The 13,147-nt window shown below is 43.9% G+C and carries 13 protein-coding genes and 1 pseudogene; 7 read left to right on the forward strand and 7 right to left on the reverse strand.

What is annotated here, in order from left to right; genetic code table 11:
* The 6 genes from VTH8203_RS25460 to VTH8203_RS06170 all read right to left on the reverse strand — a co-directional run.
* Positions 1-138 (reverse strand): transposase (locus VTH8203_RS25460; protein WP_158296062.1); only part of this gene is annotated, 138 nt, incomplete at its 3' end.
* Positions 139-326: 188 nt separating this feature from the next.
* Complete coding sequence (locus VTH8203_RS06150; RefSeq protein ID WP_096992867.1) at positions 327-953, reverse strand: histidine phosphatase family protein; 627 nt, start codon at positions 951-953, stop codon at positions 327-329.
* A gap of 28 nt (positions 954-981) precedes the next feature.
* On the reverse strand, positions 982-1,518 hold the full coding sequence (gene cobU, locus VTH8203_RS06155; protein WP_096992868.1) for a bifunctional adenosylcobinamide kinase/adenosylcobinamide-phosphate guanylyltransferase: 537 nt from the start codon (positions 1,516-1,518) through the stop codon (positions 982-984).
* A gap of 10 nt (positions 1,519-1,528) precedes the next feature.
* Positions 1,529-2,317, reverse strand: coding sequence for an adenosylcobinamide-GDP ribazoletransferase (locus VTH8203_RS06160; protein ID WP_370739205.1), 789 nt, complete (start codon positions 2,315-2,317; stop codon positions 1,529-1,531).
* Complete coding sequence (cobT, locus tag VTH8203_RS06165) at positions 2,314-3,342, reverse strand: nicotinate-nucleotide--dimethylbenzimidazole phosphoribosyltransferase (RefSeq protein WP_096992869.1); 1,029 nt, start codon at positions 3,340-3,342, stop codon at positions 2,314-2,316. The genes VTH8203_RS06160 and cobT overlap by 4 nt, the downstream gene beginning before the upstream one ends.
* A 451-nt stretch (positions 3,343-3,793) precedes the next feature.
* A complete protein-coding gene (locus tag VTH8203_RS06170) occupies positions 3,794-4,093 on the reverse strand; it encodes a hypothetical protein (RefSeq protein ID WP_096992870.1) in 300 nt (99 codons plus the stop codon).
* Positions 4,094-4,703: 610 nt separating this feature from the next.
* Between VTH8203_RS06170 and VTH8203_RS06175 the strand changes: the two genes are divergently transcribed.
* From VTH8203_RS06175 to VTH8203_RS06195, 5 genes and pseudogenes are all read left to right on the forward strand, one after another.
* A complete protein-coding gene (locus VTH8203_RS06175; protein WP_096992871.1) occupies positions 4,704-5,588 on the forward strand; it encodes a sigma-70 family RNA polymerase sigma factor in 885 nt (294 codons plus the stop codon).
* A 77-nt stretch (positions 5,589-5,665) separates the two neighbouring features.
* Positions 5,666-6,349 (forward strand): NAD(P)H-binding protein, encoded by a 684-nt coding sequence (locus VTH8203_RS06180; RefSeq protein WP_096992872.1) that lies wholly within the window; start codon positions 5,666-5,668, stop codon positions 6,347-6,349.
* A 157-nt stretch (positions 6,350-6,506) separates the two neighbouring features.
* Positions 6,507-7,874, forward strand: a complete 1,368-nt coding sequence (locus tag VTH8203_RS06185) for an L-cystine transporter (RefSeq protein ID WP_096992873.1) — start codon at positions 6,507-6,509, stop codon at positions 7,872-7,874.
* Positions 7,875-8,035: 161 nt separating this feature from the next.
* Positions 8,036-9,163, forward strand: coding sequence for a permease (locus tag VTH8203_RS06190; RefSeq protein ID WP_096992874.1), 1,128 nt, complete (start codon positions 8,036-8,038; stop codon positions 9,161-9,163).
* A 350-nt stretch (positions 9,164-9,513) separates the two neighbouring features.
* Positions 9,514-9,849: pseudogene (locus tag VTH8203_RS06195) on the forward strand (AI-2E family transporter); the annotation flags it as partial.
* Positions 9,850-9,914: 65 nt separating this feature from the next.
* Here the strand turns inward: VTH8203_RS06195 and VTH8203_RS06200 are convergent.
* Positions 9,915-11,066: an aminotransferase-like domain-containing protein gene (locus VTH8203_RS06200; RefSeq protein ID WP_096992875.1), complete on the reverse strand. Its 1,152-nt coding sequence runs from the start codon at positions 11,064-11,066 to the stop codon at positions 9,915-9,917.
* A 177-nt stretch (positions 11,067-11,243) separates the two neighbouring features.
* On the opposite strand from VTH8203_RS06200, the gene VTH8203_RS06205 reads away from it, so the two are divergent.
* Both VTH8203_RS06205 and VTH8203_RS06210 read left to right on the forward strand, forming a co-directional pair.
* Positions 11,244-12,113: an AraC family transcriptional regulator gene (locus VTH8203_RS06205; RefSeq protein WP_096992876.1), complete on the forward strand. Its 870-nt coding sequence runs from the start codon at positions 11,244-11,246 to the stop codon at positions 12,111-12,113.
* 195 nt (positions 12,114-12,308) lie between these two features.
* On the forward strand, positions 12,309-13,091 hold the full coding sequence (locus VTH8203_RS06210; RefSeq protein WP_096992877.1) for a class II glutamine amidotransferase: 783 nt from the start codon (positions 12,309-12,311) through the stop codon (positions 13,089-13,091).
* Positions 13,092-13,147 lie beyond the last annotated feature (56 nt).

Here is a 13,147-nt window from a genome sequence, read left to right on the forward strand (position 1 = left end):
TTCTAAATACTTATTCTTCCAATCGTGCAGAGTAGAGATATGCATACCTTCATTATCTGCAAACTCCCGCAAGGATAAACCACTTTCAACAAACCTGCGAATAGTTGCCTTCTTATGCTCTTCTGAATAACGCTTCACTTAATTAAACTTACCGCTCCCTGTTTTACTTTTATTGAGGATTAAGGGCGACAACTATCCTGACACAGGGGGGTTCATACGTGTTTCCTTGTAGTCGTGTTTCGCGAAACTTGTATTGCAACGATTTCGCGATAGCTAGTTAACTGATTCTTACAGTCATCTATCAGGTTCGTAGACCTAATGTACTGTTATAGCTTAAAAGAATGGAGAGAGGCTCCGACTGTTTTTACTTTTATATGCTCTGGGAACTTGGCATTCAGCTGCAAATGAGTAACGGACGCGTTGCCAATATCCAGTGTCGAGTAAAGCTTTGGATTGCGCCAATCTAAACCGAGAGTTTCCGCCAAGATCAGTCGAATCACCCCCCCATGAGCAACAACTAAGGTTGTCTGATTCGGCTCTGTTAGCTCCGTTAGGAAGCGCTGCCAATAGGCTAGTACGCGTTCTCTAAACTGAGCTAATGGTTCTGCGTTTGGAAAACAATGATTCATTGGGTCATTCCAAAACGGCTCGACAGTCATCCAATCCTCTCGACTCATACTATCAAATGGGACACCATCAAAAGCGCCAAAGTTCATTTCTGCCAATTCATCAACATAAGTGGTATCAATGCCCATCGTTTGACTTACCATTCGCGCAAGTTTGGCACAGCGCTTAAGAGGAGAAGCGCAGATGGTATGAATATCAATTTGGGTTGCGACTAAAGCTGAAACAATCTCCAGATGAACATTTTTAGCGACTTCGACATCAGTAACGCCATACAAGGCGGGGGCTCCCGATACCTTGCCGTGACGCATCAGTAAAATATTCTGCATGACGTTCCTTTGTTAACTCTCTTTGTCGTTACTTTAAAATCAGCGGCAAGCCCGCCGCGACAAACACCACTTTTTCTGCGATCTTTGCGATTTGTTGATTCATACGACCACCATTATCCACAAAAAGGCGAGACACTTGCCCCATAGGTACAATGCCCAAGCCAACCTCATTAGACACCACTATCACACGTGCTTGACATTGGTCTAAAGCCTTCACCAAAACGTTAATCTCTTCCATCAAACGCAGGTCATCACAGTCGTCAGTCAAATAGAAAATGTGGTTATTTAGCCACAAAGTTAGACAATCAATAAGTACTATATCCGACCTTGAGAACGTCGATAGTAACGTTGCCAGCTCCAGAGGGCACTCCCACTCTTGCCAGCCAAGGCCACGTTGACTTCGGTGATGCGCAATCCGGGCGCTCATTTCTTCATCAATCGCCTCGGAGGTTGCTACATAATGTTTAGTCAGATTCTCACTATTGTTTATTAACTCAGCGACTCGATGTTCTGCAAAGCTTGATTTACCAGAGCGAGCACCACCTAATATTAATTCTACAGACACTCCTCCCCTCCTATGACGCGATGTATGCTATTAAGATGAGATAGACCGAAAGTTCCATAAGTTGTTGGGCTGCACCCAGACAATCACCGGTAAACCCTCCCAATCTCGCCATGAGCCAGCGCTTAAACCCTATTCGGAATAACACTGCCCAAATCACTAAAGTCACGGTGATTTGTCCCCCCCAATAAAGCGCGGGAATCAGCGCGCACACAGCAAGAAAAATCAGCTCTTTTGGGGTCTGTTGATTGGCTAGCGGTTTGCTTTTGCTCCCCTCAGGGTCAGACACATACGGCATTGTTGAGATCAAAGAAGCGGCGACGCCGCGACTGAAAACATAAGCCAAGATGATAGCCGCAACAAAATGACTGTGATTAGCCAGTTCAACCAGAGCAACAAATTTAAGCAGTAATGCCATCACTAGGGTACTGACACCATAGGTACCAAGTCGGCTATCCTTCATGATAAGCAATCGTTTCTCGACAGTCATTCCACCGCCGATGCCGTCAGCCATGTCCGCCAGACCATCCTCGTGAAAAGCCCCCGTCAACAATAAGCTAAAGCCCATAGTAACAACAACGGCAACAGGCACTGGCAGCACCATGCTCACGACAGAATAGCTGAGCGCACAAAGCCCACCGATAACCATTCCTACCAAAGCAAAATAACGGCCAGCTCGATTCATTCGCTCCGTGGAATAGGGTGTGCTCTGGGGTATTGGTAGCCTTGAAAAGAAACTCAATGCAAGACAAAACAATTGCCATTGACACCGCCACCATGAGCGAGAAGTGATATCACTCACACGGTGACTCCTGCACTGTCAAAACTTGCCATCGAGTTGTAAAACTCAGCCGCGCATTTAATGATTGGATAAGCCAGTGCAGCGCCTGTACCTTCGCCCAATCGTAGCGATAAATCTAAGAGCGGCTTTGCATCAAACTGCTCCAAGACATAATGGTGTGCCGATTCCTGAGAAGTATGAGAAAACAGTAAAACATCGTCTACGCTTGGGTCTAATTTAGCGGCAATAAGCGCTGCGACAGAAACGATGAAACCATCGACCAATACAGGAATTTGTCGCTTTGACGCTTCTAGGAAACCGCCCACCATATGGACAATTTCGAAACCGCCCACATGAGACAGGATTTCGGTTACTGATTTACCCTGTGCTCTATCGACCCCTCGTTGAACCAAGGCCAACTTCAATGCAAGCTGATCAGCGTTGATTCCAGTGCCAAGTCCTACACTTTGTTCTACTGGCAGCTCAGTAATCGCCGAGAGAAGCGCTGCTGCTGAACTGGTATTACCGATACCCATTTCACCAAACATGAGTAAATTCACCCCACTTTCAATCTTTGACGCAATAATGTTTCGCCCCGCGTCGATACCTTTAGTGACTTGCTCTAACGTCATCGCTGGTTGTGAGGAGAAATCGTCCGTGCCATCCCCTAAACGACTCGACAATAGGGTCCCAGAGCTATCTGAAACTGACTCTAACATTCCGCAGTCGACAACATTGAAAGCGATATCGTTCGCACGGCAAAAACAGTTAATGGCAGCACCACCTGCAAGAAAATTCATTACCATTTGTTGCGTCACCGCACTTGGTGCAATGCTCACACCTTGTGCAGCCACACCATGATCGCCGGCAAATACAATCACTATCGGATTCGATACATCGATATGGGTAGCTAACTGACCTGAAGCGACACTTTGAATCTTCGCCAACTGAAAAGCTAACGTCTCAAGCTTTCCTAATGCCCCTACAGGCTTAGTCTTTTGGTCTATTCGGTTTTGAATAGACCGGTCAAAAGTATTCACTAACATAATGTCCTTAATTTATGATTCCATTGACTCTAACTCGTTGCCAAAATATAAAAAAAGTTGCACTGAAGCCAATGAGCTATACTTAGATTTCACCTAGTGTACTTATTAGGGGATCACAAACCAACTATAGATCTCGACCAAATCTTGGAAGCAAAGCCTGAAGGACACCTTATCAAGCCAAGATGTTATCGATAACCGTATATTGAAAAGAGGGGGGGTTGAGTTAAATCATGCTGGGTGATACGTAAGACAACATCACAATGAAGTGAGGAGAGAGTAATGTTTACCAATCAAAGAGCTCCGTCTAAAAAAAGACAACAAAATAGTAACAAGAAACGTCGTAATGTCCCTTTAGCACTAACGTGACCAAATTACTTAACTCTAGTCAAACAACAAAGCCCTTTACCATGCGATAGAGGGCTTTTATACATCGGTAGCTTTGTGATGTAATTTAGACTTCTTGAGTGTCAACTGAGAGCTGAAGCTCCGCGAACAGCTGTGCCAAACCATCGTCTGAAAACATTGGTTTGGTTTTATGACAAGTGGCACAGTTACTCCGATTTCCATCACACGATTGGCGTATCAAAATGTCCTCTAGATTACGAGTACCTTGTTTACAATCGTGCTCAACAGTTCTAAAGATGTGGCACGTGTCCTCATTAGATAGGTCGGCTAATCCAACAATCGAAACTCCTTGCAACTTCGCAAGCACAAGAAGCTCTTCTATCTTCTGTTTCAATTCTTGATCCATATTATTATCCTAGCTCTAACGTACTTTATCTGTCTAAATATTAAAGTTTTATCTTTATATTAGACTAGATATTCTTTACTCACCTAGATTGATAAATTTATCACACCCACAAATTACAAATCCATCATTAACTCGCACAATGAAAATGTAATCTTTTCGAGTCATACTCGTATCTCAAACCTGCAAGAACGACAAATAAACCACTATAAAAAGTTTAATTAACAGCAATGCATGTGAAATAACGGGAGACGGCTAGATTAAGAACTTTGCGTCCGATTTGTCTTGCTAGGGGCATCTAACAACGCATGTACTTCAAGTGAAATTAGGTTTTAAATAAACATCAATTCCCAATAATAATCATAACGTTAAGAAGCCAATTTCAACCTATCCCGTCAAGAAAATTCTGACAACAAGTTGTTTACCCACAAACAAAGACGTGTAACAAATTTATCAAAGAAATTAAGCCTCTCATTTGTTAACATCATATTGCGTAAATACCTCTTCCCTGTTGCAAATTATAGTAATTTATGATGAAAATACCAATTTCATAGAAAATAAAAATAACCACTAAAAATACTTATTCATTACAAACAGTTGGAAAGGGATAGATATGAGAGTAGTTAAGGAAAAAAGCGTCCATACAGCGTCAAGTAAAGATGTATCCCTAAATATTGGTGTCACTTATTTCAAAGAGGTTGCAGGACACAACCTTTTAAGCGCGGAGGACGAACGACATATTGCAAGAAAAGCCCGCTCGGGTGATACGTTGGCGAGGCAACATCTCATCAACTCCAACCTTAGGTTGGTGATTAGGACTGCAAAACGCTATTCAAATAGGGGCCTTGATTTCTATGATCTTATCAATGAGGGTAACATTGGGCTGATTCAAGCCGTCGACAAATTTGACCCAGAGTTAGGCTATCGCTTTTCTACATACGCGGTCTGGTGGATTCAACAAGCGATCGACCGTGCGATAATGAACCAGGGACGAACTATTCGTGTACCCGTTCACGTGACCAAACAGATACGCGAATGCAGCAAAGCCGCACATGAACTGCGAAAAGAGGGAAATCACGAACCCACCTCCGCCGAGATAGCAGAGCGCACGGGGCGAGCACCGGATGAGGTCAGTAAATTGCTGAAGCTGTCTGAACAATCCTTATCATTGGATAACGGTTGGGATGAGGACGGTGATCAGAAAGATCACTTGCAAACCATCGATGATGACGATGTGTTTGAGCTTCCGGAGCAAGATATTGTGACTCAAAACCTGAATAAAGCGCTCATTGGTTTAGTCGATAGTTTACCTGATAAGCAGCGCGTCATTCTACATCACCGCTTTGGGTTGCTTGACGATGATCCAAAGACGTTAGAAGAAGTGGGTGAAATTGTCGGCGTTACTCGCGAGCGCGTACGTCAGATACAAAAAAGTGCCACGGAAACGCTTCGAGATAAACTGAAACGACAAAATCTAACTCGAGCAGAAATTGATTAATTTCGCTTCTATCACAGCATGTTAGCTCAACATTTACTATAGTCCCATTTACCATTAGGTTCATGGGACTTTTCTTTATGTCAATAAGTTACAATGCCATCATTGCGGGCGCATCTGGATTAGTAGGAAGCAAACTGCTGACACTATTAGAGCAAACCAAGCATATTGAAACCGTTTACGCATTGTGTCGTTCCCCCTTAGATACACACTCCTCAAAAACGATCCAGTTAATGGATGGGGCACTAAGAGTGACAAAGTGGGAAGACTCCTCGCCTACCCCTACTCTTGGCTTTATCTGCCTCGGCACGACCCGTAAACAAGCCGGCAGCAAAGCAGCGCTAGAAAAAGTAGATTACGATCTTGTCTGTGACGTAGCCCAAACCATGAAGATGATTGGTGTAACGCGTATTGCTGTTGTGTCAAGTTTGGGAGCCTCGCCACGCTCTCTTTCACATTACCTAAAATGCAAAGGACGAGTTGAGCGACGTATCGAGAGCATGGGGTTCGACCACGTTGTCTTTGTTCGACCTGGACCACTCGCAGGCAGAGAAAAACAGATCCGATCAGATGAAGTAGTTGTGCAAAAGATATCCAGCTTCTTATCACCTCTCATGCTCGGCCCGCTTAGATCCTACGCTCCTATCCCCGCAGAGTCTGTTGCTCAAGCGATGCTCTATAGCGTAATTGAACATCATGATGCGAATCGCGTCGTATTAAATTCTGCAAACATGTTGGATATGCTTTCTAGTTATCAAACGTAGCTCGGTTATATATTAAACAGCATATAACAAATTGCTCTAACTAATGACATTAATTTATTGTTAACGATTACAACAGATCGGTACTTTAGCCATCTACACTTCTAATTCCCTTATTCTAAATAAGGGTTACACGTCAGATGGATAAAAGGATACGTCAATGTCAATTGCGGTTGTCGCAGCGCTAGCGATATTTTTAGGCATACTCTATTTTTTGTATGGGCAACAACAAAAGAAGCACACTCTGTCGCGCCTTGTGTTGTTCGGTTTGGTTCTAGGTAGTGCATTCGGACTAGGATTACAACTACTACTTGGTGAAGGTCATGCGGCCGTTTCTGAAACCCTTGAATGGGTTAACGTTGTGGGACGTGGCTACGTTGGTCTTCTTAAAATGATCATCATGCCTTTGGTATTAGTGTCTATGATCGCCGCTGTGGTAAAACTAGAAAAAGGCGGCTCTTTAGGCAAAATCAGCGGCCTAACAATTTCAGTGCTGCTTGCTACCACTGCGGTATCAGCACTTATCGGTATTGCCGTGACTCAAGCGTTTGGTTTAAGTGCCGAAGGACTCACAGAAGGCGCGCGTGAAACCGCACGCATCGCTGTACTAGAGAGTCGTGTAGACCGTGTAAGCGATCTCACTATTCCACAAATGCTTGTCAGCTTTATTCCAACCAATCCATTTGTCGACCTAACCGGTGCCCGCTCTACTTCTATTATCGCTGTCGTTATTTTTGGTGTCCTTACCGGTATCGCTGCACGAAAAGTGATGGCCGAAAAAGAAGAGCTTGAGTCACCGATCCGCACTTTTGTCGATGCAACTCAATCTGTTGTTATGCGCCTAGTAAAAATGATTATGGCGTTAACGCCTTATGGCATTGCGGCTCTAATGGCGAAAGTTGTCGCGACGTCAAGTGCCGGTGACATCTTAAATCTACTTGGTTTTATCGTCGCCTCTTACTTAGCCATTTTCTTAATGTTCTTAATTCACGGTTTCTTGGTCTCACTTGTTGGCGTAAGTCCGAAAGAATATTTCCAGAAGATTTGGCCAGTACTAACTTTTGCGTTCTCATCTCGAAGCTCTGCTGCGACCATCCCATTGAACGTAGAAGCACAGGTTACCAAACTCAACGTACCACCAGCTATCGCTAACTTGTCAGCATCATTTGGCGCGACAATTGGACAAAATGGTTGTGCCGGTATTTACCCTGCAATGTTGGCAGTTATGGTTGCTCCTACCGTTGGTATCGATCCGATGGACATTAATTTTATTCTGTCGCTAGTTGCCATTATTGCTATTAGCTCTTTTGGTATCGCGGGTGTCGGCGGCGGCGCCACGTTTGCTGCCCTTATCGTACTTCCTGCAATGGGGTTACCCGTTACTATCGCCGCGTTGCTTATTTCCATCGAACCATTGATAGATATGGCGCGAACGGCGCTTAATGTCTCTGGTGCAATGACAGCAGGTACCATTACTAGTCGACTACTGAAAAACAAGCAACCCGAGCTTACGCGGGCAAACACATAATAACCAACCAAACACTCTCGCGAGCGGCTCTAACAGGGCCGCTTTTTTATTATTGATTTCAGGCATTTAAAAATCATTTCGACAATTGTCGAAATAAATATTGATCTCAGACCAAATATTTTTATAATTCTAAATATATCGAATAATTGGAAATGACTACTATGAATCCTGAATTTTTAGAAATGGCGAAAGAAACTGCAAACATGTTTGCCTTTCTCACGACTGAACTGATCATCCTCTTCTTAGCAATAAGTTACATTGTTGGTGTATTGCAGGAATTCTTAACACCTGAAAAAATCCAATCTATTTTAACTTCGAAAAATGGCAAAGGTTATTTCGTTGCCGCGTTATTAGGCTCAATTACACCTTTTTGTTCATGTTCAACCATTCCTTTTTTGAAAGGACTATTGAGAGCAAGAGCCGGCTTTGGACCTATGATGGTTTTCTTGTTTGCTAGTCCATTGTTGAACCCAGTGATCATCGGTTTGTTCGTCGTCACATTTGGTATTCAAGTTGCCGTGTTCTACTTTTCCATCGCTATGTTCGTTGCGGTTGTAGCAGGCTACGTGTTGGAAAAACTCGGCTTTGAACGATATGTAAAACCTGAAGCGTATCAAACAAGTTCGGCGGCGAGTTCGTGTGGTACTTCGTGCGGTGATAGTAAACCTGCAAAAGTAGAAACATCTGCTTGTGCGACATCGTCTAGCAGTTGTGGAACTTCAGCTGCACCTGTTACTACTCCGAAAAAAGAGGCGTCGTGCTGTGCGCCAGTAGCAGCAAAAACAAGTTGCTGCTCAAACGAAGAGCCGGCCATTACCGACATCAACACTGATGGTAGTGCTTGCTGTGGCACCACTTCAGCGGTAACAAAAGAAGATAGTCGTTGGCTACGTATTTGGAAATCAACTTGGAGCGACTTCAAACAAGTCTTCCCATATTTGATGATTGGTATCTTACTAGGGTCATTTATCTACGGGTTCATCCCAACTAACCTTATCGCAGAATATGCTGGTGAAGGTGTGTGGTATGCAATTCCAATCGCTGCCGTTATTGGTATCCCACTTTACATTCGAGCTGAAGCCGTTATTCCACTGAGTGCCGCTTTGGTTCAAAAAGGTATGGCGTTGGGCTCTGTAATGGCATTGATCATCGGTAGTGCTGGTGCCAGCTTAACAGAAGTTATCTTGCTAAAGTCTATCTTCAAGAACCAAATGATTGCCGCTTTCCTAGCCGTAATCTTAGGTATGGCGATTAGCGCGGGCTACCTCTACAGCTACCTATTTGGTTAATACAACTTAGTAAACGTCAAAGCGCTGCTCAGCAGCGCTTTTTTTCTTTCGTTTAAGATAGTTATCATCAACATTACCACGCAAAACCTCATATAGTGCCTTTAGTTTTTTATGAATTGGTATGAGCTACATAAGGAATTATGAACCACAAGGCCAACTTTTCGTCCAAGGCAACGATCAGCCTTACCAACGCTTCACCGATCCCATTTGCATATAAGCTTCCCTCAAACTTCGACTGCGGTCACCACTGTTATACTAATTACATCAATTAAAACACTCGTCATCATGCAAACTCATCTAAAAATTAACCTATTGATTACTAAGCTTAGAAACGAGTACAGATACGAAATATCGTCGCTCCGGTGATTTTCTACCTCTATTCCACAGGAGATGGAACCAGCACGACACTGTTTACCATTTGGGCATTAGCCGGTGGTTTGTCCGATAACATTCTCAAGCCTATGCTAATGGGACGGGGCGTTGATGTGCCCATGCCAGTCATACTCATCGGTGCTATAGGTGGTATGTTATTCGCTGGCATCATTGGTTTGTTCCTTGGTGCCATCGTCCTTGCTATCTGGTATGAATTATTCTTGTTCTGGATTAACTATGAAGAGCAAAGTGAGTTATCCAAAGATGGTGAACAGAGCGCTGAAATGAGCAGTACTGAGACTAACAACAGTTAATGCTTAATGAAAACAAAACGCCGACTACACTCAAGGCTTGTCGGCGCTTTGTTAGGGTATTGAGATTAACAATAACGATTGAGCTCTTTACTCAAGATTTCTACCGCCCTTACCAGCTCTTCAGGCGATGAGTTAGTAAAATTCAATCGCAAGGCTGAAGGTTGTCCTTCAGCGTCCGGATAGAATACTGGGCTTGGAACCACAGCTACGCCTTTCGAAAGTAACTCTCTCGCCAGTTCAAACGTATCGCACTGAGGGATGCCCACCCAAATAAACATGCCACCATCAACCGCATTCAAAGTACAGCTGGCAGGCAGTTGATCGTTGAGCGCATCGTGCAGTGTTTGATACCTTGCTTTATAAATCGCTTTAACATTGGTTAAATGTTCATCGAAATCTGGGTGTTTTAGTAGTCCTAAAAGCGCAGCTTGCATTGGAATACTCGAATGTAAGTCGGCGCCCTGTTTAATTTTAATGATCGGGTCGATGTAGCTCTTTTTACCCGTCACTACCCCAATACGCAGGCCCGGTGAGGCAATTTTCGAGAAAGAGCGAAATACAATAGAATGATCTGGGCAAAACGTCGAAACCAGTGGTAATACTTCGCCTGTAAAACGCAGCTCTCTATACGGTGCGTCTTCGATAAAGGCGACGTCATATTCAATACACAATTCCGCCACTTTTTTACGGGTTTCCAAACTCCAACAAACCCCAGTGGGATTATGAAAATCAGGTACCGCGTAAAACATTTTTGGCGAGTGGGCTTTAAAACACGCTTCGAGCTGTTCCAAGTTTGGCCCCGAGTCAACTTGTGACACCGTCACTATACTGGCACTCACCAAACCAAATACTTGCATCGCACCAAGGTAACTCGGCGCTTCCATTACCACCGTGTCTCCAGGGTTAATGTAAGCTCTTGCGACCAAATCGAGTCCTTGCTGAGAACCAGTACAAATTACCGCACTGTGATTTTGAAGAAGTTGGTAGTAGTCCATTAAAAAGTTAACAAGCGGTGCGTAGCCTGCGGTTGTGCCATATTGAAACACCTCTGGTTTGTCGCACATCGCCTCAAACGTAGGTCGCATAAGCTCAATCGGGAACGTGTTTGGGTCTGGCAGTCCACCCGCTAGAGAAATCACACTTGGATCGCTTGCCGCACTAAGAATTTCACGAATATAAGACGACGGGACGTTTTGAAGAGAGCGAGCAATTTCCATATATTTCCTTACGAACACAGCCACTAACAGGGCATAATTTTATATTAAAGACTATTCACGGCGTTTATGAAGACAATTAGGCTGCGCGTGACAGCGAAAATCCAGCTTACACCCTATTGCCAGTCTTATGTTGTCCATTTATGCTTATAAACATGTCCATTTATGCGATTTTAGTTTATGAACGCGCGCCACTTAAGTCGAATCAATGATGTCTTGTTCTATATTCATAGCGACATTAGTAAAGATCTCACTGGTAAAGAATTGGCTGCTATCGGGGCCTACTCTGAACAACACTTTCATCGAGTGTTTAAAGAAGTGGTCGGTGAATCTTTACATCAGTATATTCGCCGAACACGAATGGAATACGCCGCTAACCAGTTAATGTTTGATACTCAATCTAGTATTCAGCAAATCGCCAACAAAAGTGGCTTTAGCTCAGTATCCTCTTTCTCACGAGCGTTCAAAGATGTATTTAAGTTTTCTCCCGGCGAATGGCGTAAACATGATCTTCAAGTATCTAATAAACCTTACTTAGCCGACCCCGATGTCGCCGCAGGCTACGCTCGCGCGGTAGACCGAGTTATGCCAACGCCCAAAATTGTCGACACTCCTCCCCGACGAGTAGCCTACATTAGACATATTGGCTACAACCGCTCGATTCAAGGTGCTTGGCAAGTGCTCAGAGCTTGGGCGAATGCCGAAGGCAGAGCATTCTCAAATCAATTTGGGTTGCATCATTCCAACCCAGCTTGGGTCGAACTAGACCAATGTCGATATGTTGCTTGTCTAGAAATCGATACTCCGATCAAACTTCGCGGTACAGTAAACCAAATGACCATTCCCGGAGGTTTGCACGCTGTATTTCGCTTGTCCGGGATCTATGGCGAACTGCTTCCACAAATCAGTCGAATTCAAGAAAAATGGTTGCCTCAATCCGGTTTCAAGGCCAGCGCTACTCCTGCGTACGTCCATTATCATCGCAATCATTTTTTAGCCGCTGACGAAGCATTTGAGCTCGATTTTTATCTGCCTATTAGCTTCTACTAAAACGCACTACACCCAATCATTGCTTTTGTAGCAATGCGCAACTAAGCCGCTTATTCGAGTAGATCTGTCCAGTATTTTGGTTGAATAACCTCCCTGCTCTATTTAACGGTTGGCATGGGTGCTTGCTCAGTAGCATGAAAGTGGTTAGGTTAGGAACAGCACTCATTTCCACATATGGTCAAAAAGGAGCCTTTTATGTGTCGCTGGCTTGCATACCAAGGAACAGCTATCTATTTAGATGAACTAATTTATGTGCCCGAGCACTCGCTGATAAACCAAAGCTTAGAGGCAAGAAAAGGCGCCACTCGGGTCAATGCAGATGGTTTTGGTCTAGGTTGGTATACCCAACGTAGTGTTCCTGGTCAGTTCCACGAAGTGATGCCCGCGTGGAGCGATGATAATCTTCGATCCTTAACCCATCATATTCACTCCCATCGATTTATGGCCCACGTGCGTTCCTCCACCGGGACTAGCGTCTCGCGCTCTAACTGCCATCCTTTCGTCGTCGACAATTGGATGTTTATGCACAACGGGCAAATTGACGAATTTGAAAAATTGCGTTTCCAATTAGAGCGTTTATTACCCGAATCACTTTATCACTATCGTAAAGGTACTACAGACAGTGAGCTTATCTTCTTGTTGCTGATGAAAAATGGCTTATCAAACGATGTGAGTACTGCCATAAAACAGACTATCCAAGATATTGAACACGCCAAAATCGAACGAAGCGTTCAACTTCCCTTTAAAGCCTCCATTTGCTTGTCCGATGGCGAGCAGTTTTGGGTAGTGCGCTATAGCAGTGATGGCGAACCACCAACGGTGTTTATTAAAGTAGAAGACCAAAGCGTGTGCATCGCATCTGAACCTCTTGAAAAAAGTAAAGATTGGAAATTGTTAAAGCCGCAGACGATTACCAACTTTCATGGAACCGACGTATCAACCACACAAATACAGCTCAGTAATTCATTTATGCAATAACAAAATGTTATTGAAATTATAATTTATGATAATTTAAATCTATTATCATAGCTCTC

This window comes from Vibrio thalassae (assembly GCF_900089835.1).
GTDB lineage: Bacteria > Pseudomonadota > Gammaproteobacteria > Enterobacterales > Vibrionaceae > Vibrio > Vibrio thalassae.

Bases quoted from the DNA above. Each gene is read 5' to 3' on its own strand.
- VTH8203_RS06150 (WP_096992867.1), bottom strand. From the start codon at position 953: ATGCAGAATATTTTACTGATGCGTCACGGCAAGGTATCGGGAGCCCCC.
- VTH8203_RS06175 (WP_096992871.1), top strand. From the start codon at position 4,704: ATGAGAGTAGTTAAGGAAAAAAGCGTCCATACAGCGTCAAGTAAAGAT.
- VTH8203_RS06210 (WP_096992877.1), top strand. From the start codon at position 12,309: ATGTGTCGCTGGCTTGCATACCAAGGAACAGCTATCTATTTAGATGAA.
- VTH8203_RS06180 (WP_096992872.1), top strand. From the start codon at position 5,666: ATGTCAATAAGTTACAATGCCATCATTGCGGGCGCATCTGGATTAGTA.
- cobT (WP_096992869.1), bottom strand. From the start codon at position 3,342: ATGTTAGTGAATACTTTTGACCGGTCTATTCAAAACCGAATAGACCAA.
- VTH8203_RS06185 (WP_096992873.1), top strand. From the start codon at position 6,507: ATGTCAATTGCGGTTGTCGCAGCGCTAGCGATATTTTTAGGCATACTC.
- VTH8203_RS06170 (WP_096992870.1), bottom strand. From the start codon at position 4,093: ATGGATCAAGAATTGAAACAGAAGATAGAAGAGCTTCTTGTGCTTGCG.
- VTH8203_RS06200 (WP_096992875.1), bottom strand. From the start codon at position 11,066: ATGGAAATTGCTCGCTCTCTTCAAAACGTCCCGTCGTCTTATATTCGT.
- VTH8203_RS06190 (WP_096992874.1), top strand. From the start codon at position 8,036: ATGAATCCTGAATTTTTAGAAATGGCGAAAGAAACTGCAAACATGTTT.
- VTH8203_RS06205 (WP_096992876.1), top strand. From the start codon at position 11,244: ATGAACGCGCGCCACTTAAGTCGAATCAATGATGTCTTGTTCTATATT.